Source organism: Thalassotalea algicola (assembly GCF_012932965.1).
Classification (GTDB): domain Bacteria; phylum Pseudomonadota; class Gammaproteobacteria; order Enterobacterales; family Alteromonadaceae; genus Thalassotalea_F; species Thalassotalea_F algicola.
This window is the reverse complement of the sequence record NZ_JABBXH010000002.1, coordinates 512,073-537,983: the sequence shown is the minus strand read 5'-3', so window position 1 is coordinate 537,983 and position 25,911 is coordinate 512,073. Positions and strand designations below refer to the sequence as shown.

The 25,911-nt window shown below is 39.9% G+C and carries 30 protein-coding genes; 14 read left to right on the top strand and 16 right to left on the bottom strand.

Going from position 1 to position 25,911, the window contains the following annotated elements; genetic code table 11:
- Nucleotides 1-59: 59 nt before the first annotated feature.
- The 6 genes from HII17_RS07165 to HII17_RS07140 all read right to left on the bottom strand — a co-directional run bounded on the left by HII17_RS07165 (nucleotide 60) and on the right by HII17_RS07140 (nucleotide 4,998).
- Complete coding sequence (locus HII17_RS07165; RefSeq protein WP_169074656.1) at nucleotides 60-920, bottom strand: alpha/beta fold hydrolase; 861 nt, start codon at nucleotides 918-920, stop codon at nucleotides 60-62.
- 13 nt (nucleotides 921-933) lie between these two features.
- Complete coding sequence (locus tag HII17_RS07160; RefSeq protein WP_235938666.1) at nucleotides 934-1,617, bottom strand: M50 family metallopeptidase; 684 nt, start codon at nucleotides 1,615-1,617, stop codon at nucleotides 934-936.
- Nucleotides 1,610-1,984 (bottom strand): hypothetical protein, encoded by a 375-nt coding sequence (locus HII17_RS07155; protein WP_169074655.1) that lies wholly within the window; start codon nucleotides 1,982-1,984, stop codon nucleotides 1,610-1,612. Before HII17_RS07155 ends, HII17_RS07160 begins: the two co-directional genes overlap by 8 nt.
- 36 nt (nucleotides 1,985-2,020) lie before the next feature.
- Nucleotides 2,021-2,707, bottom strand: a complete 687-nt coding sequence (tsaB, locus tag HII17_RS07150) for a tRNA (adenosine(37)-N6)-threonylcarbamoyltransferase complex dimerization subunit type 1 TsaB (protein ID WP_169074654.1) — start codon at nucleotides 2,705-2,707, stop codon at nucleotides 2,021-2,023.
- A gap of 2 nt (nucleotides 2,708-2,709) precedes the next feature.
- Nucleotides 2,710-4,650, bottom strand: coding sequence for an ATP-dependent DNA helicase (locus tag HII17_RS07145; protein ID WP_169074653.1), 1,941 nt, complete (start codon nucleotides 4,648-4,650; stop codon nucleotides 2,710-2,712).
- A gap of 63 nt (nucleotides 4,651-4,713) precedes the next feature.
- Nucleotides 4,714-4,998: a hypothetical protein gene (locus tag HII17_RS07140; protein WP_169074652.1), complete on the bottom strand. Its 285-nt coding sequence runs from the start codon at nucleotides 4,996-4,998 to the stop codon at nucleotides 4,714-4,716.
- 482 nt (nucleotides 4,999-5,480) lie between these two features.
- Between HII17_RS07140 and hisG the strand changes: the two genes are divergently transcribed.
- The 11 genes from hisG to HII17_RS07085 all read left to right on the top strand — a co-directional run bounded on the left by hisG (nucleotide 5,481) and on the right by HII17_RS07085 (nucleotide 14,520).
- Nucleotides 5,481-6,380, top strand: coding sequence for an ATP phosphoribosyltransferase (hisG, locus tag HII17_RS07135; RefSeq protein ID WP_169074651.1), 900 nt, complete (start codon nucleotides 5,481-5,483; stop codon nucleotides 6,378-6,380).
- Nucleotides 6,381-6,392: 12 nt separating this feature from the next.
- Nucleotides 6,393-7,721, top strand: coding sequence for a histidinol dehydrogenase (gene hisD / locus HII17_RS07130; protein ID WP_169074650.1), 1,329 nt, complete (start codon nucleotides 6,393-6,395; stop codon nucleotides 7,719-7,721).
- A complete protein-coding gene (hisC, locus tag HII17_RS07125; protein WP_169074649.1) occupies nucleotides 7,721-8,839 on the top strand; it encodes a histidinol-phosphate transaminase in 1,119 nt (372 codons plus the stop codon). Before hisD ends, hisC begins: the two co-directional genes overlap by 1 nt.
- A gap of 2 nt (nucleotides 8,840-8,841) precedes the next feature.
- On the top strand, nucleotides 8,842-9,909 hold the full coding sequence (hisB, locus tag HII17_RS07120; RefSeq protein ID WP_169074648.1) for a bifunctional histidinol-phosphatase/imidazoleglycerol-phosphate dehydratase HisB: 1,068 nt from the start codon (nucleotides 8,842-8,844) through the stop codon (nucleotides 9,907-9,909).
- Nucleotides 9,909-10,529, top strand: a complete 621-nt coding sequence (gene hisH / locus HII17_RS07115; protein ID WP_169074647.1) for an imidazole glycerol phosphate synthase subunit HisH — start codon at nucleotides 9,909-9,911, stop codon at nucleotides 10,527-10,529. The genes hisB and hisH overlap by 1 nt, the downstream gene beginning before the upstream one ends.
- Before the next feature lies 1 nt (nucleotide 10,530).
- A complete protein-coding gene (hisA, locus tag HII17_RS07110) occupies nucleotides 10,531-11,268 on the top strand; it encodes a 1-(5-phosphoribosyl)-5-[(5-phosphoribosylamino)methylideneamino]imidazole-4-carboxamide isomerase (protein ID WP_169074646.1) in 738 nt (245 codons plus the stop codon).
- The gene (hisF, locus tag HII17_RS07105; protein ID WP_169074645.1) at nucleotides 11,250-12,023 is read left to right on the top strand and encodes an imidazole glycerol phosphate synthase subunit HisF; all 774 of its coding nucleotides are present in this window, start codon (nucleotides 11,250-11,252) and stop codon (nucleotides 12,021-12,023) included. Before hisA ends, hisF begins: the two co-directional genes overlap by 19 nt.
- A 2-nt stretch (nucleotides 12,024-12,025) precedes the next feature.
- Complete coding sequence (hisIE, locus tag HII17_RS07100) at nucleotides 12,026-12,646, top strand: bifunctional phosphoribosyl-AMP cyclohydrolase/phosphoribosyl-ATP diphosphatase HisIE (RefSeq protein WP_169074644.1); 621 nt, start codon at nucleotides 12,026-12,028, stop codon at nucleotides 12,644-12,646.
- Between the two features lie 96 nt (nucleotides 12,647-12,742).
- Nucleotides 12,743-13,603, top strand: coding sequence for a hypothetical protein (locus HII17_RS07095; RefSeq protein WP_235938665.1), 861 nt, complete (start codon nucleotides 12,743-12,745; stop codon nucleotides 13,601-13,603).
- Nucleotides 13,604-13,697: 94 nt separating this feature from the next.
- Nucleotides 13,698-14,000 carry a DUF6559 family protein gene (locus HII17_RS07090; protein WP_169074643.1) on the top strand — a complete coding sequence of 101 codons (303 nt, stop codon included), beginning with the start codon at nucleotides 13,698-13,700 and terminating at the stop codon, nucleotides 13,998-14,000.
- A gap of 67 nt (nucleotides 14,001-14,067) precedes the next feature.
- On the top strand, nucleotides 14,068-14,520 hold the full coding sequence (locus HII17_RS07085; RefSeq protein WP_169074642.1) for a GNAT family N-acetyltransferase: 453 nt from the start codon (nucleotides 14,068-14,070) through the stop codon (nucleotides 14,518-14,520).
- A gap of 38 nt (nucleotides 14,521-14,558) precedes the next feature.
- Here HII17_RS07085 and HII17_RS07080 read toward each other — a convergent pair whose 3' ends face one another.
- The 6 genes from HII17_RS07080 to rppH all read right to left on the bottom strand — a co-directional run bounded on the left by HII17_RS07080 (nucleotide 14,559) and on the right by rppH (nucleotide 20,590).
- Nucleotides 14,559-14,960, bottom strand: coding sequence for an MAPEG family protein (locus HII17_RS07080; RefSeq protein ID WP_169074641.1), 402 nt, complete (start codon nucleotides 14,958-14,960; stop codon nucleotides 14,559-14,561).
- A gap of 152 nt (nucleotides 14,961-15,112) precedes the next feature.
- Nucleotides 15,113-15,964 carry a thymidylate synthase gene (locus tag HII17_RS07075; RefSeq protein WP_169074640.1) on the bottom strand — a complete coding sequence of 284 codons (852 nt, stop codon included), beginning with the start codon at nucleotides 15,962-15,964 and terminating at the stop codon, nucleotides 15,113-15,115.
- A 12-nt stretch (nucleotides 15,965-15,976) separates the two neighbouring features.
- The gene (gene lgt, locus HII17_RS07070; RefSeq protein ID WP_169074639.1) at nucleotides 15,977-16,795 is read right to left on the bottom strand and encodes a prolipoprotein diacylglyceryl transferase; all 819 of its coding nucleotides are present in this window, start codon (nucleotides 16,793-16,795) and stop codon (nucleotides 15,977-15,979) included.
- Nucleotides 16,796-16,896: 101 nt separating this feature from the next.
- Nucleotides 16,897-17,688 (bottom strand): sulfite exporter TauE/SafE family protein, encoded by a 792-nt coding sequence (locus HII17_RS07065; protein WP_169074638.1) that lies wholly within the window; start codon nucleotides 17,686-17,688, stop codon nucleotides 16,897-16,899.
- A 17-nt stretch (nucleotides 17,689-17,705) separates the two neighbouring features.
- Nucleotides 17,706-19,964, bottom strand: coding sequence for a phosphoenolpyruvate--protein phosphotransferase (gene ptsP, locus HII17_RS07060; protein ID WP_169074637.1), 2,259 nt, complete (start codon nucleotides 19,962-19,964; stop codon nucleotides 17,706-17,708).
- A gap of 119 nt (nucleotides 19,965-20,083) precedes the next feature.
- Nucleotides 20,084-20,590 (bottom strand): RNA pyrophosphohydrolase, encoded by a 507-nt coding sequence (gene rppH, locus HII17_RS07055; RefSeq protein WP_169074636.1) that lies wholly within the window; start codon nucleotides 20,588-20,590, stop codon nucleotides 20,084-20,086.
- 138 nt (nucleotides 20,591-20,728) lie between these two features.
- On the opposite strand from rppH, the gene mutH reads away from it, so the two are divergent.
- Nucleotides 20,729-21,412, top strand: a complete 684-nt coding sequence (gene mutH / locus HII17_RS07050; RefSeq protein ID WP_169074635.1) for a DNA mismatch repair endonuclease MutH — start codon at nucleotides 20,729-20,731, stop codon at nucleotides 21,410-21,412.
- An 84-nt stretch (nucleotides 21,413-21,496) separates the two neighbouring features.
- On the top strand, nucleotides 21,497-21,883 hold the full coding sequence (locus HII17_RS07045; RefSeq protein WP_169074634.1) for a DUF7793 family protein: 387 nt from the start codon (nucleotides 21,497-21,499) through the stop codon (nucleotides 21,881-21,883).
- A gap of 15 nt (nucleotides 21,884-21,898) precedes the next feature.
- Here HII17_RS07045 and HII17_RS07040 read toward each other — a convergent pair whose 3' ends face one another.
- From HII17_RS07040 to HII17_RS07030, 3 genes are all read right to left on the bottom strand, one after another.
- On the bottom strand, nucleotides 21,899-22,762 hold the full coding sequence (locus HII17_RS07040) for a D-hexose-6-phosphate mutarotase (protein ID WP_169074633.1): 864 nt from the start codon (nucleotides 22,760-22,762) through the stop codon (nucleotides 21,899-21,901).
- On the bottom strand, nucleotides 22,762-23,937 hold the full coding sequence (locus HII17_RS07035; protein WP_169074632.1) for a mandelate racemase/muconate lactonizing enzyme family protein: 1,176 nt from the start codon (nucleotides 23,935-23,937) through the stop codon (nucleotides 22,762-22,764). The genes HII17_RS07040 and HII17_RS07035 overlap by 1 nt, the downstream gene beginning before the upstream one ends.
- 68 nt (nucleotides 23,938-24,005) lie before the next feature.
- Nucleotides 24,006-24,776 (bottom strand): class II aldolase/adducin family protein, encoded by a 771-nt coding sequence (locus tag HII17_RS07030; RefSeq protein ID WP_169074631.1) that lies wholly within the window; start codon nucleotides 24,774-24,776, stop codon nucleotides 24,006-24,008.
- Nucleotides 24,777-24,887: 111 nt separating this feature from the next.
- On the opposite strand from HII17_RS07030, the gene HII17_RS07025 reads away from it, so the two are divergent.
- Complete coding sequence (locus HII17_RS07025; protein WP_169074630.1) at nucleotides 24,888-25,646, top strand: NRDE family protein; 759 nt, start codon at nucleotides 24,888-24,890, stop codon at nucleotides 25,644-25,646.
- Here the strand turns inward: HII17_RS07025 and HII17_RS07020 are convergent.
- On the bottom strand, nucleotides 25,635-25,811 hold the full coding sequence (locus HII17_RS07020; RefSeq protein ID WP_169074629.1) for a hypothetical protein: 177 nt from the start codon (nucleotides 25,809-25,811) through the stop codon (nucleotides 25,635-25,637). The genes HII17_RS07025 and HII17_RS07020 overlap by 12 nt on opposite strands.
- Nucleotides 25,812-25,911: the final 100 nt, after the last annotated feature.

Below are 25,911 nucleotides of genomic sequence, written 5' to 3'. Positions count from 1 at the left end.
TTACTCGAAAGTTCAGCATAATTTCATATTTTGAATAAAAATCCTAGTATTTTGTGAAACTATACAGTGATATTTTGCCAAAATAGCTGAATTTGCTCTGCAACTTGCGCAGGCTTCTCCATATGAACATGGTGACCACCTTCAAGTTCAAACAAACTAAACTGGTTAAATAAAGAAGAAAACTCCTTAATTCCTATATGCACCATGTCTAATCCTTTATCACCATATACTAAATGGACGGGACATTTTACGTCACAGATCAATTGTTTTGCTTGTTCACGAGTTAAACGATACGGAGATGTATTCCTTAACCTGCTATCAGCACGCCAAATATAGTCACCCCCCTGTTGCATTAAGCCTCGTTTAACAATCAATGTTGCTTGTTCGGTATTTAGATCGGATACCGCAACTCTAGCTTTAATGGCCGACTCGACTGAAGGGTGAAGATTCTTACGTTTAGTTTGGCCAGCAATACGGCTTTGCAAACCTTTACGTAATTGCTCGGTGGTGTTTTCAGCTTTGTCTGAAACAAAGCCGATAGAGTCAAGTAAGGTCAATGATCTTACTTTTTCAGGAAATGCTGCTGCGAATGCGGTTGCAACCATTCCGCCCATCGAGTGTGCAACAATGTCTACCGCTTGCCATTGTGTGACTTCAAATAGCTGAACTAAATCATAAACCCAATCAATAAAATGATAATGTGCATCACCGCTGCGATGCGAAGAAAAGCCATGACCCGGCCAATCAATAGCAATGATTCGTCTATCGGGAAGAAAAGGAATAAGCGGTAAAAAGCTTGCGGCATTATCTAACCAGCCATGCAAACAAAGTGTAATCGGTTGTTCAGGATCGCCTGCAGTTAAGCCATGCAATGACAATTCGTTTATGTCATAACACACTTCTTCGGTTTCGATTTTCACAAATCAATCAGCCTTATTGTTGTTTTTTTGCGAGTAAGTACAACAAAGCTAAAGCAATCGCTACCCAAATTGCAACCCAAACGACTTCTGGCATTAAAGTGAGGCTAGCTAGTGTCGCACCATCACCTTGGTTTCTGCCATCAATCAAATAAAAAGGACTAAATAATGCATTTAATAAAACTGTTAAACCTATTAATTGCATTCCATAGTAAAACCACTTGCTTTGCCACCACCTTATTTTGACAGCTAATAACGCCATTAATAAAAACAAAATAACCAGTGTTAATAAGTCTCTTACCCACAATAAACAAGAACAAATAAGCAATAGTAGCAAAGCACCAGAAACCGCTTTAGTAAGCTTTTGGTTAATTGAGGCTAACGAATAAAGCATAGCGCCCCATGTGGCCGCGCCCGTATATCCCATAAAACTGGTAAAGAAGCGGCTTCCCCCTATGGTTGTACATAAACCAGCACCGTTAGGAAATAGCTCAATTTTAACTATGCTGCCACCTGTAATTAGCGCAGCTAGTCCATGACTAATTTCATGAAAATAACTCTCAAGCCAGTTAAAAGGCAATGAAATTATCGGGATACTTCTTAATAATGCCGCTGCCAACAGTAAGAACCAAAACGCATAGCGTTGAAAAAAAGAAGATGAGTTTATTTGATTTGTCATTGCAGAGTTAACGTTAGGCAAAAACGTCAACACCTAGTAATTGCTGAACATTGTCTCGACGTTCGATATTATTAACAGATTGATAGGTTGCAATAGCAGTGGCGTTTTGTGAAGGCGGTGTATCATAGCTGGTCTGACTATCACTACTTTGGTTGTTGCTACCATTGCTTTGCGCACTTGAATTTTGTCTTTGAGCATTTTCGCGCTCTAAAACAGCTATTGCATTTTCATCAACCTCTATTCGATTAACACGCTGAGTTTGCTCAGCTTGTTGTTTTTGTTGCTCACGAACTTGTTCAGCAGCGCGTTCGGCCTGCTGATTAAGCTGTTCACTATTCGGTTGATTTCGAACTATCTGCGAAGATAGTCCGGTATTATTTACTTGCATAAGGATAATTTAGCAAATCTTTTCGAAACTGGCGACTTATTCTCTTCCGGGTAACTTTTTCCACGAAACCGTATCACGTACATAAACAGGCTGAGCTTGATCCGCAGGTTGCGTTTCACCATTTTTAAAAGATTGAATTGCTGAAGGAATCATATATTTAGCATTAGGATATAATACTGCCACTTCTTCATTATTTTGACATTTTTCGGCTAAATATTGAGGATAAGCTTGCCAACCAGTTCCAACGCCGTACCCGCTATTTTCAATTAAAGATGAAAATTTCTCAGGCGGCATCACCTGTTCTTGAGTTGCTAGTTCCATCAAGCCTTTATCAGTTAAGTGCCATGAAGAACAGTAAACTTCAGACATGCGAGCATCAATTGCCACATTAACGTATTTTTGTCCGTGAACTTCAAACGCCTCCTGCGCCATAGTTTGCATAGTAGAAATACCTATTGTCGGTATGTCTGCTGCAAATGCTAGTCCTTGTGCGACACCAATACCAATTCTTACACCGGTAAAGCTACCCGGACCTCGGCCATAAACCAAAGCATCAAAGTCACTTAGCTGACTATTTGATTCTTTTAGCAGTCTATCAACCATAGGTAATAAAACTAAACTATGTGATTGTGGACATAACTCAAAATCGCTATAAACGTTTCCATCGTTATAAATGGCGACCGAACAAGCTTCTGTTGAAGCGTCAATGGCTAATAATTTCACAATTAGGCTTTCTCATTTTCTATAGATTCATTATGGATTGCTGATAAAAAGGCTTCTGCGTAATCAACATCCCTACTTCTTTTCATATCCGGCAAGCTACTTAGAAATACTTGCCCATAATGGCGATTTACCAAACGATTATCGCATATAACTAATATACCACGATCGTTCACATCTCTAATTAGTCGTCCAACTCCCTGCTTTAAGGCGATTACAGCTTGTGGCAGTTGAATTTGTGCAAAAGGATCTTTACCTTGTCGTCTAGCGTCTTCGCTACGAGCTTGCAGTAACGGATCATCTGGTGAGGCAAACGGCAATTTGTCGATAATAACACAAGTTAACTTATCACCTCTAACATCGACGCCTTCCCAAAAGCTAGCTGTAGCTAATAGAACAGCGTTAGATTCATTGACAAACTCGCTTAATAAATTGCGCTTAGCCATTTGCCCTTGTACCAACAACCGATTATCAATTTCTTCGGCTAATATTTCAGCCACAAGATTCATTACTCGGTAGCTAGTGAATAGCATAAAGCACGAGCCTCGAGAGGCTTTAATTAATGGTATCGCGAGTTTTGCCAGCGCTTGTGGTCGCTTAGCATCATTGGCTTCTGGGAGATAACGAGGCACTATCAATTGAGACTGATTCAAGTAATCAAACGGACTATCTAGCAATAGCGTATTTTCTTGGGAAAGTCCTAGTGGTTTAGCAAAATGTTCGAACCCATTATTTACCGCTAATGTCGCACTAGTAAATATCCAGCCAGCGCCAGAATCCTTAACCACTTTGCTAAATTTATCTGCAATGGTTAGCGGAGTCTGGTGCAATGTAATGTGCCTGCGTGTCGTTTCATACCAAAGGCTTACTTCAAATGCATCAACATTGGCGACAATGTCGTATTTTGTCCGCAAAGTAACCACTCTTTCGAAGCAATTATCAACCTGTTCATTACGGGAAACGTTCAATTTAAGCACTTGATACAAAAACTCTAAATCTTCTTTTATATGCTCAAACACTTGCTTTATACGACCATTGGCAAGCTTATCTCGCCAATTACCGCGCTCGGGATCATGGGCAAACAGTAAACGAAAGTCTTGGCAGGTACGTTCAAGTTTTTCTGCTGCCTTGCCTAATTGCTTTACGTCAGTAACGGTTGTTTTATATGCTTGAATAACGTCACTGCACAATTCAATGACTTGCCTTGTCGAAAATGCGTCACCAAAATATTCACTCGCGATGTCAGATATTTGGTGAGCCTCGTCAAATATAATCACTTCAGCCTTAGGAATGAGTTCACCAAAGCCTGTGTCTTTAAGTGCCATATCAGCAAAAAACAAGTGATGATTAACCACTACAACATCGGCTTCAATTGCTCGCTGTCTGGCTTTCACTAGATAGCAATCATCAATATTAGGACAGTCTCTTGCTAAACAATTATCAACCGTGCTAGTGATAAGCGGAAAAATTGTTGAATCTTCTGCAACACTGTCTAACTCGCCAATATCACCGTGGTGCGTTGAATTAGCCCAATTCCTTACATGAACAAAGTCAGCTAAACCCTGCGCATCTAATTGCCCTCTTGTGTGTTGGAACTGCTCTAGTCGATACAAACATAAATAATTGGAACGCCCTTTTAATAACGCCATTTGCGCATTAGTTGCCAGGGCATTTTTTATCACCGGAATATCTTTATGAAACAATTGCTCTTGTAAGGTTTTGGTACCTGTCGAAACAATAACTTTCTTATCTGACATCAGCGCAGGAATTAAGTAGGCAAATGTTTTTCCAGTTCCCGTTCCTGCTTCGACAATCAAAGAAGTTTGGCTGTCAATTGCTCGCTCTACCTCAAGAGCCATATCCAATTGTGCTTGGCGCGGGGAAAAGCCTGTTATGGCTTTGGCAAGCAAACCACTAGAAGAAAAAGCTTGTTCTACAGAGGACATACGGGTGATTCAGTAATGATGAAATTAATAAGGCCCGCGTATTATATCGGCAAGTAACGAGGATTAAACAAAAATATCAAGGTGACGTGGTTTCTCAGTATCCTCGTCATCAATTTCTTCTGAAGAGCCTGATTGTTTTTGTTCGGCAATATCTTCATCTTTGTGATGACTAAATTGCTTTTCAGCATGTTGATGAGTGACAGTATTAACCTCATGTTCATCTAAATGATCATGCTCTTGATCGATTGACTGTGATCGCGCTTCTTTCGCCAAACTTTTAACTTTCAACTTGTTTGGTCGAATTCTATTGGGCGCGACTCGCGTTAATTGCGTCGTAAAAATATCCATGCCACACCTTTTGCTTTATGCATTTCCTGTTTAAATTCTAACCTATATATCGACTAAATTTCAAAAACCCTTAGTGCTAAATGGACTAATGTTAAACATTTTTTCATAAAAGATTCATATTTAGGGGTTGCGCGAATGAAAATTAGCCAGTATGTTAAGTAGCAATTAGAGCAAAAACGCAAAATAAAAAAAATAATAAACGCGTAACGCTGTTAAGGCATTAGCTCACAATAGATTTATAGATAATTTACAATTTTTAAGGCAACGCAAATAATGATTTTAAACCTAAGCACTATCCATCATCACCATCATACGGATTAGCCGCTCAGGTTTATTCGCTGAGGGGCTATGGCTCTTTCAGCGGCATGCGAATTAAAAAATTCCCAAAACCCCGAAAGAGTCAAACTCTCTCGGGGTTTTTACGTTTTAGGACTTAAATTTACTTACACCACTAATTTATTAAAAATACTAGGAATGGGAAAATGACTACAGAAACTCGCTTACGAATCGCTATGCAAAAGTCAGGTCGATTAAGTGAAGAAACACAACAATTACTAAAGCGTTGTGGACTAAAACTTAACGTTGCCGATCGCAGATTGTTAGCCCATGTCACCAATATGCCAATTGACATCATGCGTGTTCGTTCAAGTGACATTCCAGGACTTGTAATGGATGGCGTGTGTGACTTAGGCATTGTCGGTGATAATACGCTAGAAGAAACGGCGTTAGAGCGCGAGTTGTTAGGTGAAAAGTCAGACTATATTAAAACTACAGGGCTAAACTTTGGCGGCTGTCGTTTATCTTTGGCGATGCCAGAAGAGTTTGAATATACCGGTATTAAATCATTAAATGGTCTTCGCTTTGCGACCACCTACCCTCAACTACTAAAACGTTTTGCACAGCAAAGTGGAATCGAGCTCGATTACTGTCTACTAAAAGGCTCTGTTGAAGTGGCACCTCGTGTAGGTCTTGCCGATGGTATTTGTGATTTAGTATCGACCGGTGCAACACTTGAAGCAAATGGCCTAAAAGAAGTTGAAGTTATCTATCGCTCGAAAGCATCACTAATTCAATCAACTTCTACGATGACCGATAAAAAACAGGAAATTTTAGATACCCTGTTACCTCGTATTCAAGGGGTAATGAAAGCCAAAGAAAGTAAATACATCATGCTGCATGCCCCTAAAGATAAATTAGCGGAAGTAAGCAATTTAATGCCCGGCAAAGAAACACCAACAGTATTGCCGTTAGCCGGCCGTGATGATCTGGTGGCCGTGCATGTCGTTGCAACAGAAACTTTTTTCTGGGAAACCATGGAAAGCCTTAAAGCACTAGGCTGTGATTCAATTCTGGTCATGCCAATTGAAAAGATGATGGGTTAAAAGGGCGCTAAGATGTCATTACAAAATTTACTACCTACATCCGTTTGGTCAACACTTTCTCGTCAAGAGCAGAGTAACGCGCTAAGCCGACCAGCAATAGAAGAAAGCGGTCTACTTGCAACACAAGTAGAGAACATCATTAACCAAGTGAAAGAATTTGGCGACAAATCATTAATTGACTTAACTGAACGATTTGATGGTTTTAAACTTGAATCACTAAAGGTAAGCGAACAACAAATACAGTCGGCAATTAGCAGCCTTTCTTCACAAAGACTTGCTGCTTTAGAGACGGCCTATGGTCAAATTAAACGATTTCATCAAGCTCAGGTAAACCAAGATGTTGAAGTAGAAACTTGCAAAGGTGTTACTTGCATATTGAAAACCGAAGCCATAGAGGCTGTTGGTCTATACATCCCAGCTGGTTCGGCACCACTACCGTCTACTGTGCTAATGCTTGGCGTACCAGCAGAGATAGCAGGTTGCCCTAGAAAAGTTTTAGTATCGCCACCTGATAACAAAGGCAACGTTGCACCAGAGGTATTAGCCGCGGCAAACCTTTGTGGGATCAATGAAATTTATGCAGTCGGTGGTGCACAAGCAATTGCAGCCCTTGCTATAGGAACAGAGTCCATCCCAGCAGTGAACAAAGTATTTGGCCCTGGAAATCGTTTTGTTACGGAAGCTAAAAGCCAATTATCACAACAGATTCCAGGCTTTGCCATCGATATGCCAGCTGGTCCTTCTGAAGTGTTAGTAATTGCAGATAACGATGCAAATGCAGATTTTGTTGCCGCCGACTTGCTTTCGCAAGCAGAGCATGGTGAAGACAGCCAAGTCATTTTATTGTCTGACAGCAAATCAATGATAGAGCGAGTACGAGCGGCGCTGTCATGCCAATTAGCAGCGCTACCGAGAGCTAAGATAGCAAAAGCTGCACTTTCAAAAAGCCGATTAATATTAACCGATTCTCTAGACATGGCAATTGAAGTATCTAATTTATACGGCCCTGAGCACTTGATTGTCCAAACGAAAAATCCAGATTCATTAGTGGGTCAACTAAGAAATGCAGGTTCAATTTTTCTAGGTGCTTATACTCCTGAATCTGCAGGCGATTATGCTAGCGGCACTAACCACGTACTGCCAACTTACGGTTATTCTAAGGTTGTTAGCAGTTTGTCATTGGCTGACTTTTCTCGTCGGTATACGGTGCAAAAAATCACGCGTCAAGGACTGCAAAACTTGGCTCCGTGTATTATTGAATTAACCGATGCAGAAGGCTTAATGGCACACCAAAAAGCGGTAACGATTCGTTTAAATAGTACAGATTGTGAGGCAAGCTAATGACAGGTTCTATAAAAAAGCTCGCTCGTAAAGAGCTCATTGATATGGTGCCTTATCAATCTGCCCGTCGTTTACAAAAAGCAGATGGCGAGTCTAGCTTTTCAAATAAAATATGGCTCAATGCAAATGAAGCTTCAGGGACTGGTGATTACCAATTGTCAGCTGATTGTATTAATCGATACCCTGACTTTCAACCAAACAACCTACTCAATGCTTATAGCGAATATTGCCAACTCCCCGTAGAAAACTTGCTTGCAACCCGCGGTGCTGACGAAGGTATAGAGCTGATAATTCGTACCTTTTGTACCGCTTACCAAGACAGTATTTTAATTTGCCCGCCAACCTATGGCATGTATGCAATTAGCGCGGAAAACCACGGGGCTGGCGTTGTTAGTGTGCCGCAAACAAGTTGTCAACTTGATGTAGAAGCCATAGTAAATAAACTTGATCAAGTTAACATTGTCTTTCTCTGCTCACCAGGTAACCCAACAGGTAATTTACTACCAAAATCACAAATTAAAGCCGTATTAGATGCTGCAAAGGAAAAAGCAATTGTCGTAGTAGACGAGGCTTACATAGAGTTTTCTGCACAAGATTCTATACAAACTTGGTTAGGCGATTACCCAAATTTAGTGGTACTACGTACCTTATCTAAGGCATTTGCGTTAGCTGGATTACGTTGTGGCTTTACCTTAGCTTCACCAGAAATTATTACGTTACTTTCAAAAGTCATTGCTCCCTACCCTATTTCTGCGCCTGTAGCAGAATTAGCCAGTCAGTTTCTAACAGGAACTAACCTGCAATTAATGAAAGAACGTGTACAACAGAGCAACTCACTCAGAAAAGACTTGAGCCAATGGCTTGTCTCACAAGATTGGTGTAGTGAGGTATTTGCCAGTGATGCTAATTTTGTACTGTTTAGAACCCAATACAGATCTGTCATTTTTGACGGCTTAAAAGCTCAAGGAATCTTAATTCGCGACCAGTCAAAACAAAAACAACTCGATAATTGTTTACGTATAAGTATTGGCAGTGAGCAAGAGCTAAACACAGTCAAACAAGCAATTAACCAAATCATTGATCAAACAGTAGCCGTACAAACGGCGCAGGAAGTATAACGATGTCAGCACAGAATATTTTATTTATTGACCGCGACGGAACTTTAATTGAAGAGCCGCCTATTGATTTTCAAGTCGACACGCTAGAAAAACTGGTCTTTGAGCCAAACGTTATTCCTGTTTTATTGGCTTTACAAGAAAAGGGCTTTCGTTTAGTCATGGTATCGAATCAAGACGGATTGGGCACAGATAGCTATCCACAAGAAGATTTTGATTTACCACACGACAAAATGATGGACTTGTTTACCTCACAAGGGGTGATATTTGATGAAGTACTTTTGTGTCCTCACTTTGACGAAGATAATTGTAGCTGCCGTAAACCAAAATTAGGCTTAGTGTCTGACTATCTTCAACAAGGTAAGGTTAACTTTAAAAATTCTTATGTCATTGGTGATAGAGAAACTGATATGCAACTTGCCGCCAACATGGGCATAACAGGTATTAAGTACAACCGAAAATTACTTAACTGGTCTGATATTAAAGAACAATTACTTACTCAGCCTAGAACAGCTAGTGTCACAAGAACCACCAAAGAAACTGACATTACGATTAAGGTTAATTTAGATAAGACAGGCAGTAGTATTAATACTGGGCTTGGCTTTTTTGATCACATGCTTGAGCAAATTTCAACGCACGGCGGGTTTTCACTAAGTGTAAGTGTTGATGGTGATTATCACATTGATGAACACCACAGTGTTGAAGACACCGCTCTTGCCTTAGGTACAGCGTTAAAACAAGCGTTAGGCGACAAACGAGGTATAGGCCGTTTTGGCTTTGTTCTACCTATGGACGAATGCCGCGCTGAGTGTGCCATTGATTTATCAGGACGACCTTGGCTTGAGTTCGATGCAAACTTTACTGACTCGCGCGTAGGAACAATGTCAACGCAAATGGTCTCACATTTTTTCCGTTCACTTGCCGACAGCATGGCAATTACTCTGCACTTATCGACAAGTGAAGGAAACTGCCATCACCAAGTAGAAAGTTTATTTAAAGTCTTTGGCCGCGCCTTACGACAAGCGGTTGAAATAAAAGGCTCTGAGCTACCAAGTTCAAAAGGTGCACTTTAATGACGGAAAACGTAAGCAATGTAATTATTGATACAGGGTGTGCGAACTTATCATCCGTGCTATTTGCGATAAAACGCCTTGGCTATGATGTAATCATTTCAGACGATATCGCTACTATTCAGACCGCCAAAAAGGTAATACTTCCAGGTGTTGGCAATGCCAAACATGCCATGAAGAATATCGAAGAGAAAGGCTTGGTTGAATGTATTCAAGGCCTTAAACAGCCAGTACTTGGATTTTGTTTAGGCATGCAGTTAATGTGTAGTGACTCACTAGAAAGTACCGTGGGACAAGATAGCGAACTAATCAATTGTTTAGATCTGATTCCAACATCAGTAAAACCCCTAGCATCAAAAGGTTTACGCTTACCTCATATGGGTTGGAATACACTAACGTCAATCATTGACCATCCTGTGTTTGCCAATGTAAATGTTGGGGATTATTTTTATTTTGTGCATAGCTTTGCAGCGCCGATTAACGAATTTACTGCCGCAAGTTGCGATTATGGTAGTGAGTTCTCAGCTGCAGTAGTGCGAGAAAACTTTATTGGTTGCCAATTTCACCCTGAACGTTCAGGCGTAAATGGCAGCAAAATAATTAAAAACTTTTTGGAGATGTAAGGTGCTAATACCTGCAATCGATTTAATCAACGGCGAAGTAGTTCGCCTGTATCAGGGCGATTATGCCCAAAAAACTAATTATCAATACACTGCTGCAGAGCGCCAACAAGCTTATAGCGACGCTGGGGCGAAGGTAATGCATTTCGTCGACTTAGATGGGGCGAAAGACAGCAGTAAACGCCAGTTAACGCTGCTTAAAACATTAGTAAAACATCCAAGCATGGTCATTCAAGTTGGTGGTGGAGTACGTGATAAGCAAGACGTGGTCGACCTACTTGAGCTAGGTGCTGATCGCGTAGTAATCGGCAGTTTGGCTATTAAACAACCGAACCTTGTACGTGAGTGGTTAGTAGAGTTTGGCGGTGAAAAAATAGTATTGGCACTTGATGTGAAAATCGACGAACACGGCAATAAAACGCTACCTACTCACGGTTGGATTAAGGACAGCGGTGTTAACTTAGAAGAGCTACTAGACGATTATATTGAAGCTGGACTATCACACGTGCTTTGCACCGACATAAGTAAAGACGGCACCTTAACAGGCAGTAACGTGCAACTTTATAGTGAACTTTGTCAGCAATACCCGAGCATTCAATGGCAAGCATCTGGCGGAATTGGCTCGCTAGATGATATCGAAGCATTAAAACCAACCGGCGTTAGTGGTGTAATTTTGGGTCGTTCATTATTGGAAGGTAAGTTTACATTAGAGGAGGCATTAGCATGTTGGCCAAACGCATAATTCCTTGTCTAGATGTTCGTGATGGAAAAGTAGTAAAAGGCGTTAAGTTTCGTAATCATGAAATTATTGGCGATATTGTTCCTTTGGCAGAAAAGTATGCACAGGCCGGCGCCGACGAATTAGTTTTTTATGATATTACCGCAAGTTCAGATGGGCGAGTGGTTGATAAAAGCTGGGTTAGTCGAATAGCCGAAGTTATTGATATTCCATTTTGTGTTGCTGGAGGCATCAAATCAGAACAAGATGCAAAAGACATTCTAATGATGGGCGCAGATAAAATAAGTATCAACTCGCCTGCCCTACAAGATCCAAGTTTAATAGCGAGATTAGCTGATCATTTCGGTATTCAGTGTGTGGTCGTTGGTATTGATAGTTACTTTGATAAAGAAACTAATCATTATCAAGTATATCAATTTACGGGTGATGAAAAACGCACCCAAAAAACGCAATGGCAAACTTTCGATTGGATTGAAAAAGTACAATCATTAGGTGCTGGTGAGATTGTCCTTAACTGTATGAACCAAGATGGCGTTCGACAAGGCTATGACATTAAACAATTAACACAGGCTAGAAAAGCAGCAAACATTCCGCTAATTGCCTCAGGTGGCGCTGGCGAAATAAGTCACTTTACTGAGGTATTTAAGCAAGCTGATGTCGATGGTGCACTTGCCGCCAGTGTTTTCCACAAAGGGATCATCGATATGAGTGAACTAAAACAAACTCTGAAAGCTGCCAACATCGAGATAAGGATTTAACCATGATTATTAATAATGACAATATAGCTTCTCTTGCTTGGCAAAAAATGGACAACCTAATACCTGCTATTATCCAAGATGCCGCTACTGGTGCGATATTGATGCAAGGGTATATGAATCAAGAAGCTCTTAGTGCGACAATAACGTCAGGTAAAGCCACTTTTTATAGCCGTTCGAAACAGCGCCTTTGGATGAAAGGTGAAAGTTCAGGATACACATTAGACGTCCAGCAAGTACTGACAGATTGCGATCAAGATAGTTTATTAGTTTCAGTAAAACCTAACGGACCAACTTGTCACTTAGGCACCGAAAGTTGCTTTTCCGAGCAAAAGTTAACTCAACAAAATTTCATCTCATATCTCGAACGATATATCGGCGAGCGTAAAAACGATCCTGTTGACGAAAGCTACACTGCAAGACTCTTATCAAGAGGTACCACTAAAGTGGCTCAAAAAGTAGGAGAAGAAGGCGTAGAGGTAGCGCTAGCAGCTGTAGCTGAAACTAAAGAAGATTTGCTTGGAGAATGCGCAGATTTGTTTTACCACACATTAGTGTTGCTGCAAGACAAAGAAGTGAACCTTTCTGAAGTTATGGCAGTATTACAAAAGCGTCATAGTAAATAACAGTTGTAACCACTCGAAAATTGTCGCTGGTAGATTTTGCCAAATCTCTGCCAGCCGCTATATTTAAGTAAGTAACTCAATATTGCCTTGTATAGTATGAAGTTTATTACAAGCCTTTTATTCTTATTGTCCATTTCTACTTCGGTTGTTGCTGACAACATCCTTATCTATATACGTGACGATGTTTACGAAGACTACATTTCTTTTATTAAAGGACGTGAAGTACTCGAAATTAAGTCTTTTTCTGGCAAGACTATTCGTCGTGATGTAGTCGATATGATCATCGCCCAACAAGCCTTAAAGCTTGGCGGGTTTGAGCACACATTTCAATATGCCTCAGGCAAAGTTAACTTTAGAAATACAAAGATGCTTGAAGCAGGAAAGTTATTAATAAGCTTCGACTCTTATTGGCTTAAGGACGCTTTGACTATGCAAGACAATTTACACATTTCGGCACCAGTCATTCGAAATGGTGAATATGTTGCAGGTATCTATACGCCACCTAAACGAGTAGATGTATTATCAATAGATAAACTCGAAGACTTAGCCAAGTTTACAGCGGTATCGACACCTAAATGGCGAACAGATTGGCAAACGCTCGATGCATTACCACTAAGGAAATTGGTTAGAGAAGATGAATGGCTAAGTATGGCTCGCATGGTAAATATGGGCTGGGTCGACTTCATGTTAATGCCTTTTCATTCGACACCAGACAAAAGCTTTACCTTAGAGAATATCCACTTGATTCCTGTACCTGGAGTCGCCATTGCGCTGGAAGATAGCCGCCATTTTGTCATTAGTAAAAAACACATTTACGGGAAAGAAGCATTTAAGGCCATAAATATAGGATTAAAGGCCTTAAGAAGTAAAGGCGCAATCACCAAAGCGTACCAACAAGCCGGTTTTTTCGTAGATAAAAGTAAAATAAAAATATTAAACCAAAGTTCAAAGAGTTAGCTAAAGTTAGGAATTATTAAGTTGCATTGCCATAACATTTTTGTATAATCCTCAGCCTGTATTAGGGACGATGCACTATCGCTAAGGAATGGCAATGTTAAAATATTGGTCTATCAAAAAATACGGCACTAAGTTACTACCTACGCTTGAAAAGCGCTACGGTAAACAAATTTACTATTCAGCTCATCAAATTAGAGCCACTATCTACCAAAAAGACTTTAACCCTCAATTTTTACCTCTTGGTTATATTCTATTTTTAGCTCCTAGTGAAATATCTACAGTAACCGCAAGTGAATTTCCGGATCTAGATATAGCGCAGTACAAAAAGGAAATTTTGGACTACCTAGAGAGCAAAAGCTACGAAGGTTATTTACAGGTTCTTCAAAAAGCGAGTTAGTCTAGATATAGATAAGCTTTGTGTTTCATGTTTCAATATTGCTTTATGTAATTTGCAAAGATTAAATATGGATTGGCAAATAAAATCATTTGGTCAGTTAACCACTGACGAACTTTACGACTTTTTGAAGTTACGTATTGACGTGTTTGTTGTTGAGCAAACTTGCTACTACCCCGATTTAGATGAGTTAGATAGGCACCCCCAAACTCTACACGTATTTTGTTATGAAAATGGCAAAATATTAGGTTATTTGCGTATTCTCCCTAAAGGAACAACTTATGAACAATACAATAGTATTGGGCGAGTTATCATAGCAGAATCAGCAAGAGGGACAGGGCTTGGTCACGAGCTAGTTAGGGTCGGTATTAATGCCTGTCAGACACATTTCAGCGAAAAGACGATTAAGATTTCGGCTCAACAACACCTTTCAAACTTCTATCAGCAACATCAATTTAAGCAAGTAACCGAGATGTACTTAGAAGATGGTATCCCACATATCGGCATGTTACTGGATAAATAAGCCAGTAACAGTTCAATGAACTGTTACTGGTTGTAGCTTTATAAATAATGACTGACGATAAAAGTTATCGCCATCGCTACTAAGGTAATAAAGGTTGATAAGGTGCCGATAAAACGCGGTAATGAAGTCGCAACAGTTTTGCTTAAACCTATCGCGTGTAGTACTCGACCAGCGAACAAAGTAGCTCCAAAAGCATGCAACCATGTGTCTTCTAGTCCTCCAAGCTCCAGTGCAGCTAAAACGATTAAGGCGAGCGGTATATATTCAGAAAAATTACCATGAACTCTGACAGCTTGATCGAGTTCTTTAACACCATTAGAACCTATACCAACCTTATGTTTAAGACGAAATCGAATAACGTTAAAGGACAAGGCGACAAATAACATCGCTAATAAACTGGCATATAAGCCAGTAATAGCCAAATCAAAGTTCATATTCATGTTTACTCCTAATATTTATTGTTATTTTTAAAACCACTAAGTATTGCAAATAGCTTATTAAATTTTTATCAGGTTAACTATCGGAATTTGTGACAAATTTCAGGTTATATAAGACATTAAAAAAGGGCTAAAAGCCCTTTTAACTATACATACTAAACTGAGAATGGATACTGAATCGGTTCGTGATGTTGATAGCCTTCAACTGAGAAGTCATCCATAGTTACCCAAGTTTCCAAATCCTTCAAAGATTTTATCTCTGGGTTAATTTGCAGTTTTGGTGCGGCAAACGGCTCTCGCTTAAGTTGCACGTTTTTCATCAAATCCAATTGGTCTTCATAAATATGTGCATTTACAATTTTATGATAAGCCATACCTGCTTTTAGTCCAGTTATTTGCGCGACTAACGCTAACAACACGTAAACTTGTATTTGGTTAAAATTGAGGCCTAGCGGTACGTCACAGCTGCGTTGATAACTGGTTAAATAAAGCGTATCACCTAACAAAGAAAAGTTGTGAGTATGCATACAAGGACGTAGGCAGCCCATATGGAATTCACCTGGATTATAAAAAGACAATATTTCACCGCGATCGTCAATGCCACGAGATAAATTATCGACGATTTTCTTAAACTGGTCGACATGGCCACCATCAGGTTTGGCCCATGCACGACCCTGTACGCCATAGACACGACCCATATCGTCAATTCCTTTACGATGAGGGTTATCTAACCATGCTTGATTTTCATTAGCGTTAGCATCCCAAGTTTTGGTTCCAAGGCGTCTAAAATCATCAGCATTATCGTAGCCACGCAAATAGCCAATAATTTCGGCAATTGCTGATTTCCAGTAACTTTTACGTGTTGTAATTAATGGGAATTCATTATTGCCGACATTATAATTGAGCTCAGCATTTATCACGGTTAAGCAACGTTTACCGGTACGTTCATTTTCAACCCAAACACCTTCATCAACAATACGTTGACATAAATCTAAATATTGTTTCATTATTTGATTACCTTAACTGTCAGCTTTAACAGCTGATTTTGCGTGAATATTGCGTCCAATTAGAATAATTGCCACACCGGCAATGACCATAGGGACACTCAATATCTGGCCTTGTGTAATACCACTAAAGATGAACCCTAAGTGCGCATCCGGCTCCCTGAAAAACTCTATAAAGGTTCTAAATGCGCCATAACCAATTAAAAACGTGCCTGAAGCTAGCCCTAGTGTTCTTGGTTTACGAACAATCCAATACAAAATGGCGAATAATACGACACCTTCTAAAGCAAATTCATAAAGCTGCGAAGGATGGCGCGGTACTTGTAGAGGATCATTTGGAAAAACAACTCCCCAAGCAACATCTGTCTGTCTACCCCATAACTCGGCATTAATAAAGTTACCTATTCGGCCCATACCTAAGCCAATTGGAACTAACGGAGCCACAAAGTCACCTACCGCGAAAAAAGCCTTGTTTGTCTTGCGAGCAAACAAAAATACAGCAGTAATAACGCCAAGCAATCCTCCATGGAAGGACATACCACCTTCCCAAATTTTAAATAAATATAAAGGATCTGCTAAAAAGTATTCAAATTGATAAAACAACACATAACCAACGCGGCCACCTAATATGACACCAAGAAAGCCATAAAATAACAAGTCACTGACTTGCTCTCTGGTCCATTGCCCGTTGCTTTTATCTGCTGCGCGATTTGCAATATACATTGCTGCAACAAAGCCAATTAAATACATTAGCCCATACCAGCGCACTGCCAATGGCCCTACACTAAAAATAATTGGGTCGATTTCAGGAAATTGAATAAATTGAGATGACATTAATGATAGTTATCATCGACCTTAGGTCGATAAATTCGTTATTAAAATTATGCTGGAATTATGCCGATTTTCACAGTCGATTACTAGGCAATTTTACTCGTTTACACAGCCATTTTAATTGCAACAATCATCAAGAATACAGCAAAGCATTTCTTCAAAGTGCGCACAGGAAGTTTAGTCGCCAATTTAACGCCATAACGAGCAAATAAAGAAGAAGTTAAACTTATTCCTACCAATGCCGGTAAGTATATATAGCCAAGGCTTAATCCAGGCAAATTATCCTGATCAAGTCCGGTAATAAAATACCCAAGAGATCCAAACAAAGCCACGATTAACCCACACGCTGTAGCGACACCGATACTTTGGCGCATCTGAACGCCAAAATAACTTAGTATTGGAATAAGAATAGCGCCACCTGCTATGCCCATAAGACTTGCCATAACACCAGTAAACAAACCGACACCTTGAAAGACAAGATTACTTGGCATATCTCGTGTTTTATTTCGTCTTATAGACGCCAACATGTAGATAGCAAGTAAAGTCACCGCGCAAGCAAAGATATAGGCAAGAGTCTGACTTGACAGCTCATCAGCGATAAATGCACCGAGTAAAGCGCCAAGAGCAACTACAGCCATAATTTGCCGAGTCAACTGCCATGGAATATTTCGATTTTTATGGTGCGCCCTAACAGCCGACATTGAAGTTAGCACTATGGTCGCTAAAGAAGTCCCTAACGCGACAGGCATAATGAGGTTTGCTTCAATGCCTACTTGCGGTAACAGATAGACTAGCGCAGGTACAATAACTAGCCCACCACCGATACCGAGTAGGCCAGCTAAAAAACCAACTAACGCCCCTAATAAAAGGCAAGCAATAAAAAATGTTGTAAGCATGAATGCGAATAAACCAACTACATACCAGCACGAACAAAGCCACCAAGGCCCAATTGTTCTAGCTGCTCATTCAAATAATTGTGAACTTGTTTTGCTGTACTCAAGGTTAATGCATGTGACAGCATAACTTTTGCTCGTTGCATTTCTACATGACGAATAACCCATTTAACTCGGGCAACATTGTGTGAGTTCATACTCAATTTATCATAGCCCATTGCTAATAATAGCAGAGCACCTGCAGGTTCACTTGCTAATTCACCACATAAACTTAATGGCACAAGATAATTGGTCGATTCTTGAGCAATTACGTTTAATGCACGTAAAACTGACGGATGATAATAATCATAAATAGTGGCGACCCGAGCATTGTTACGATCTACGGCTAATAAATATTGTGTTAAGTCATTACTACCGACTGAGAAAAAGTCTACTCTTTGAGCCAACTCCTTTAATTGATAAATGACACCAGGCACTTCTAGCATTATGCCCACTCTAGGCTTCGTCAGTCGCTCATTAAACTCAGTACACAACTCATGATAGGCTTGATTAATCAATCGTACGGCATCATCAACTTCTGTAACACTGGTAATCATTGGCAACATAATTTCTAAGTTATTATGACCAATATTGGCTCTGATCATTGCCCTAATTTGTAGGAGAAATATTTCAGGATGATCTAATGTAATACGTATTCCGCGCCACCCCAAGAACGGGTTGTCTTCGCTGATAGGAAAATATGGTAACGCTTTATCACCGCCAACATCGAGCGTACGCATAGTAACGGCTTGAGTCGGAAAAGCAGCAAGCACTTCTTTGTACCATAATGTTTGCTCATGCTCTGAAGGAAAACAGCTACGATTCATAAATGGAATTTCGGTTCGATATAAACCAATCCCTACCGCTCCCACTTTCTGTGAGTGCTCAAAACCAGCGCTTAACCCTGCATTTAACACCAACTCTATCGGCCTTCCATCGGGTGTAATTGCTGGTAAGTTAGCAACAGACTTAACCTTCTCAGTTAGCGCCGTTTCTTCTTCAATTAAATGCTGGTATTCCTGAATGAGTGTATTGTCTGGTGAAATAAACAAATCACCACTATATCCATCAAGTATTGCTTGTTGGTGATCTAATTGGCTCAGTGGTAATGAACTCACGCCCATTATTGCAGGTAAATCCATAGCCCTAGCTAAAATAGCGGCATGGGAATTATTTGAGCCAGTTAATGAAACGATTCCTTTTAAGCCTTGATGCTGATATTCAGCAATCATAGAAGCAGTAACATCGTTGGCAACTAAGATAAATTCGGCGGGTAATTTTTCAGACGATAAAGACAATTGTTGTAAGTTAAATAAAATACGATTACCTAAGTCACGTATATCGCTAGCTCGCTCTCTTAAGTATTGTTCCTCTAATGCTTCAAATTGCACCGCATAGTGATCTATAACTAACTTTAATGCGCTTTCTGCACACCAGCCAGATTTAATTTTTTCTTCAACCTCTGTACCAATATTAGCGCTATCAAGAAGCTGTTTATAGACCTCAAAAATATCTAAACTATCTTTAGATACTACATTGGCTAGTTTCATGCTCATTGCATCAAAATCGATTCGAGTTTTTGCTATCGCTTTGATGAATCGCTGTGTTTGTTCAACACTGGCATACACCTTTTGTAAAGGTAATTTATTTAAATCTGCACGAGGTTGAATGACTTTCATTGGTGCCATTGCGACACCTGCTGAACCGGCGACCCCTTTTAGCTGCCTAAAAGAATGTAGCTCATTGGCCGCGTCATTTATGTGCTTATTCGTCGTCGCTATTACCGTCGCTAGTTGCGCGGCAAGCGTGACTAGAAACGCCTCTTCATTTTCATCAAAATGTCTTGCTACTTTTTGTTGGATAGACAGAATACCAATTACCTTTCTTTGGTGAATAATTGGCGTTCCAAGAAAAGCGTTTAGTTCATCTTCTTTTACTTCAGGTGAGTGTTTAAAATGTGAATGCGCTTGTGCATTTGCAATATTTAAGGGTTCTTCTCTTTGGCCAACAAGGCCGACTAAACCTTCAGTAAAACCAATACGAGTATGACCAAGAGAGTCTTTCGCTAAACCGTCAGATGCCATTAGTAAAAAGTGCTGGTGCTGATAATCGGCAAGATATATTGAACAACAGTCGGTTACCATTGCTTGTTTTACTTGCGAGACGAGCTTTTTCAACGCTGATTCAAGTTCAGGTTCTTGACTAAATTCCAGTACTATTCGGCGTAAGGTGGTTAACATGTAATCCCTTTTGCAAAGCAGCAGATCATGCTTTAGTGATTGATAGGAAAATTTACTCCATCATGTAAAAATGAAATCGCTCACCTAAAAAGGTAAGCGATTGATAAACATAATAATAATCAGTTTCTACGCTTCTTTCGTTCATGGCGATGAAACGGCATAGCCGTTGATGCAAACTCTTTCATCACTTTTCGATAAACGTCTTTCTTAAAAGACACCACTTGGCGAACAGGATACCAATAACTAACCCAACGCCAGTCATCAAACTCTGGATGCGATGAATGCAATAAATTAACTGCCGATTCATCTGCAACAAGCTTTAACAAAAACCACTTTTGTTTTTGACCAATGCAAACAGGTTTACTGTCGTGTCTAATAAATCTCTTCGGTAATTTGTATCTCAGCCAATGCTTTGTTTGTCCAACAATTTTAACGTGTTCAGGCTTTAATCCCACTTCTTCGTATAGTTCTCGATAAAGTGTTTTTTCTGCTGACTCACCTTCGTCGATTCCCCCTTGAGGAAATTGCCATGAATGTTGTCCAAACCTTCTTGCCCAAAATACTTGTCCCCTGTCATTGATTATTACTATGCCGACATTGGCTCGATAGCCTTCGGCATCTATCACAGGAACTCCCAGTAAAATATTCTTTATGAATTGATTCTTCCACAATATTGGAACACGAGCAAATAAATCATCAGATTATTTTTTGCTTTTTATTTAAGTAGGTTAGAATGCAGGCAAGTTATAAAGTGGCCAAGCTAAATGATCACCCCCGTTGAAAATATTCCAGCAAGCGAACAAGCATTAATTGAAAAGGCGCAAAGTTTAGCAGGTCTTTCTTTAGGCGAAATTGCGCAACAAGCAAATATTACCGTTCCTAAAAACCTTAATCGAGATAAAGGTTGGCCTGGTCTGTTACTTGAATATACCTTAGGTGCTACTGCAGGTTCTAAGCCAGAACCTGATTTTCCTGAACTCGGCATCGAGTTAAAAACAATACCAATTAATCGCCAAGGTAAGCCTTTAGAGACGACGTTTGTCAGTGTCGCTCCACTAACAGGGATGGTAGGTTCAAATTGGCAAAACAGTCATGTTAAAAATAAGCTTTCACGAGTACTTTGGGTGCCTATTGTTGCCGAACGTGACATTCCAATACCAGAGAGAATAGTGGCGACACCATTTCTTTGGTCACCGTCACCAGAAGAAGAAAACCTACTTGCCTGCGATTGGCAAGAACTTACCGACATGATCGTACTCGGTGAAGTTGAAAATATTAATGGCCGACATGGGCAGGTGATGCAGTTAAGACCTAAAGCCGCAAATAGCAAAGCCAAAACTGACGCCTTTGATAAACACGGGAGGCCATTTAAAACATTGCCTAGAGGCTTTTATCTTAAGATACCTTTCACCCAGATGTTAATTGCTAAGCACCTAAGGATAGGTTAGTTAAACTGCTTAAAATATTGACTAAATAATTAAGCTGTCAGAAGATGTAAACTAGCAAAAAACATAATCACATTAGAGCGCAATTTGATCCAAAACCAACACGGGTGTGTACATATCGAATGCCAGGGCAATATTATTATAGCCACCTTAACAGGTGCTTTTAATGATTTAGGCGCAAACACCTATGCACAAGGAGTGGAAAAAGTTGTAGAGAGCTTTCACGAGAATAAATATGCCATTTTAGTAGACAACACTAAACTGGAGGGCGGTACACCAGAAGCCTATCAAATTGTCGAACAACATAATCAATGGCTAAATTCAACATCACTGGTAGCAAAAGCTTTTGTTGTGCGATCCGAAGTTACTACCAATTTGATTAAATCACTTTCGCCATCAGTAAACCAACAAACCACTAAAAGCTTTAATGAAAAGTCCGAAGCAATGAAATGGCTTCAGACTCTTTTGAAGTAAATGACTTTCGTGAGATTAAATAGACTCTATTGATATTACCTGTCCAAATTTAACCAATTGCCCTGCGTTAACATTTTGCCAATCGGTATTAGCCGCTTCTAAACAAACATATTCGTTTTCGCCACCATCATGGATATCATTCATTGTCTGTGCAGTTTCTCTTCCGGGGTTCCACAATACCCAGTTATTCACGTTAATTGGTGTTAGTACAATTGAGCGCCCAGCTTGCCTATCAACAATTGTCATAGCTTCACTACTGTAATAAATTCGATCCAACGGGCCAGTGACATTGTTAAGTTTATCTTTTTGCTGCTTATTGCCAGTAATCTTGCAATCAAAGCCTGCGCCATCTAACCCTGGAACCGTAACATTTTCAGGGTCACTAACCGAAAAGTAACTATGCAAAGCGCCAGTATACGCAAACTCTTTCAGACCGAGGTTTTCAATGGTAAAGTGTTGTTCAAACTGCAGGCCAAAAACAAAACGTTGCGTAACTTTTGCGGCATAAGGCCATAATTCATGTTGAGCTTCTCCTTGCCAAACAATTTCTATAAGCACAGTTTCTTCGCTAATTTCCAGTCGAGATAACTGCCATAAAACTTGCCGTGCAAAGCCATGATTACCTGCACTTTCGTAGCCACCAAACCAAGGCCAACAAATAGGAATACCACCACGAATGGCTTTACCGTTTTGATAAAGAGCGCCATTAGACAGCCAAAACACTTCTTTCTGGTCAACAGGTTGCCATGACAGCACTTGCCCGCCGTACAAACTCAACCGAGCTTGGCAGACATTATGTTCAATGACTAATTGTTCTAATTCGCTCCCCAATGGAAGTTGCTTTACTTTACCAAAGCTATTTTCTTGGATAACAGACATTATTTCACCGTAACGTTTGGCGAACGTTTAACGATGTCATCGTTAAGCTCAATGCCCAAACCTGGCTCCTCTGATACTTCAAAGAAGCCATCTTTGGGTTGAGGGTCTTGAATACATAGTTCACGGTTCCATGACTTAATTGCATATGTATGGTGTTCATGAATTAAAAAATTCGGAATGGCAGTTTCTAAATGCAGTGATGCCGCTGTTGCTACTGGGCCACCACAAACATGCGCTTGAATACGAATATCGTATGTATCCGCATAATCGCACACTTTCTTAGCTTCGGTAAAACCACCACATAAGCCAACGTCAGGCTGGAGCACATCAATACTTTGGTCCTCAAAATAAGGACGAACATCCCAACGATGGTATAAACGCTCACCACCTGCTATCGGAACATTCACTCTATCTGATACTTTTTTATGCACTTTCGAATTTAAATAGTTAACCGGCTCTTCGTACATCATACAACCGACTTCTTCGATAACTTCACCCATTTGAATAGCAGAAGCCGCGCCCATCAGTGAATGAGATTCGAAAATAATATCAACATCTTCTCCTACCGCATCACGAATTGCCCTTAATCTATCGCCAAATAAACGCATTTGCGGTTTGGTAAATAACTTTGTGCGATCAAAAGAAGACTCGCCGTTGGCGTCATAAACGATTGGATCAACCTTTACAGCGTCATAGCCTTCAGCTATGGCTTTAAGTGCCGCTTCAGCGTACTCAGCAGGCTCTATAAGTTTCTTACACTCTTTATCCCAATCGAATTGTAATTGGCTAGCATAAGTTCGAAGTTTACCGTTGGTTTTACCACCAAGTAATTGATAAACAGGTAAGCCTAACGCTTTACCTTTGATATCCCATAAAGCGGTATCTATGGCACTCATTGCTGCATATAGCACAGGACCGCCACCTAGCCCCCAAAAGCTTTCCCTAAGCATACGAGACCATAACTGCTCCGTATTAAACGGATTAAAACCTATAAGTACCGCTTCAGCAATTTCTTTGATCATTGCCGCTGCTGCGCTATGTCCCCAATCATAAGCAAGACCCGCTTCACCAACGCCATGAATACCCTCGTCGGTATGAATTCTGATAAATACAGGGTTCCACGGTGGGCGCTCAGGACAATGAATATCAAAAATTTCTACGTGGGTAATTTTCATTTATTATCTCTTTATTCTGTTCTTACTTTAAATTGCTTTAGTTTTTTACTAAGTTGATCACTCGACGCTTATTCAGCGAAACTAGGGTCCATGCGATAAACTTTTCTTAACATCGACGGCCAAGATTTTTGACCACCGGTTAAACCGGTATGTACAACATTAGCTTGGGCTTTTATGCCGTCGACGATACTTTGTTCCACTTCAATAACTTCTGCACCAGTTGCCATCACTTGCAACTGAACCTGGCAGGCTCTTGTTAGATCATACATATGCATAAACGCATCACCTATAGTTTGACCGCACGTTAAACCACCGTGGTTTCTTAATAACATAAAATTAGTTGTACCCAAATCAGCTTGTAGACGAGCTTTTTCGTCTTCATTAACTGCTAACCCTTCATAGCCATGATAGCTTAATGAGGCCAGTGCAAACGCAGAATACTGACTTAATGGTAGTAATCCTTCCTTTAATGAAGCTACTGAAATCAGTTCATTGGTATGTAAATGCATTACACAAATCGCATCATGTCTTACCGCATGCACTGCACTATGAATAGTAAATCCAGCAGGGTTGATTTCATATGGGCTTTCGATATCTAAAATATTGCCATCAATGTCGATTTTTACTAAATTTGACGCCGTTATTTCATCAAAAGTCAATCCAAATGCATTAATCAAAAACTCATCAGTTCCCGGAATGCGAGCTGAAATATGGGTATAAATTAGGTCATCCCAACCGTAAAGATAAGCTAATCGATAACACGCAGCTAAATCGATACGCATTTGCCATTCAGTTTCAGACACCTTGCCTTTTAAGCTTATAGTAGGTAGTTCAAACATGTTCAATTCTCTTATTGGTTATGCCGCTAACTTTAGCCTAGCCACTGCTTTAGTTAAAGTGCTGATTGCGCTAAGTTATAAGTAATTATTCGAAAAACCTATTTAAAGCCAATGTGCATTTTATTTGTTGCGTTAAATCAACACCCAAACTATCCGCTAATTATTGCCGCAAACCGTGATGAATTTCATGAAAGACCTACACAAGAAATGCATTGGTGGCGACAAACTGAAATATTAGCCGGTAAAGATTTACAAGGGCTAGGCACTTGGTTAGGACTCACCAAAAATGGCCATTTCTCAGCATTAACTAACTACCGAAAACTACCTTTAAAAGTAGGAGAATTTAAAAGTCGTGGAGAACTTGTCTTAAAAGCACTAACTGACCCAATGGAGTCACTTGTAAATCATTTAGACAAACAAGCAGCGCAATACCAAGGATTTAATTTGCTATATGGCGATCAGCATGGGCTTGTTTGCTTCGACAGCACAAAGCATCAATTTACCACGCTAACTTCAGGCTTTTTTAGTTTGTGTAATGGCTCTCTCGACGATAAATGGCCGAAAATGGCTAAAGGAGAACAAGCACTGGAACACTATGTGACGAGCAATAATGACATATCACATGAAGAGCTACTGATGCTATTAAAAGATAAAGAACAAGCTTCAGATGACTTACTCCCTTCTACTGGCATAGGATTAGAATGGGAACGAAAGCTAAGCGCCATATTTATCCAAGGAGATGGCTATGGAACTCGTTCCTCTTGTGTAATTACTTTAGATAGTAAAGGAAAATTTAAGGTGACCGAAATAACTTATTCAGCTAACGGCAACTTTATTCAACAAAATAACTTTAATTGGTTAAGCCAATAAATTTTTAAAAAGCGCAATAAACAACGAAGCAAATACTAATATCATTATCCATTTACTATATTTGTTTTGTGTTTTCACATCGATCGGCTTACCAAATTTTTCACCGAAAACTACCATCAACGCAACCACAGCAAATACACATAGTAATATTACCAATAACGCCATTATTTCAACTCCACACTCGCTTGAATTCTATTCAATTAATTTACTGAATTCACATTTACCTTTAAAAATATCAATAATTGTTTACCATAGTCAAAGTAAT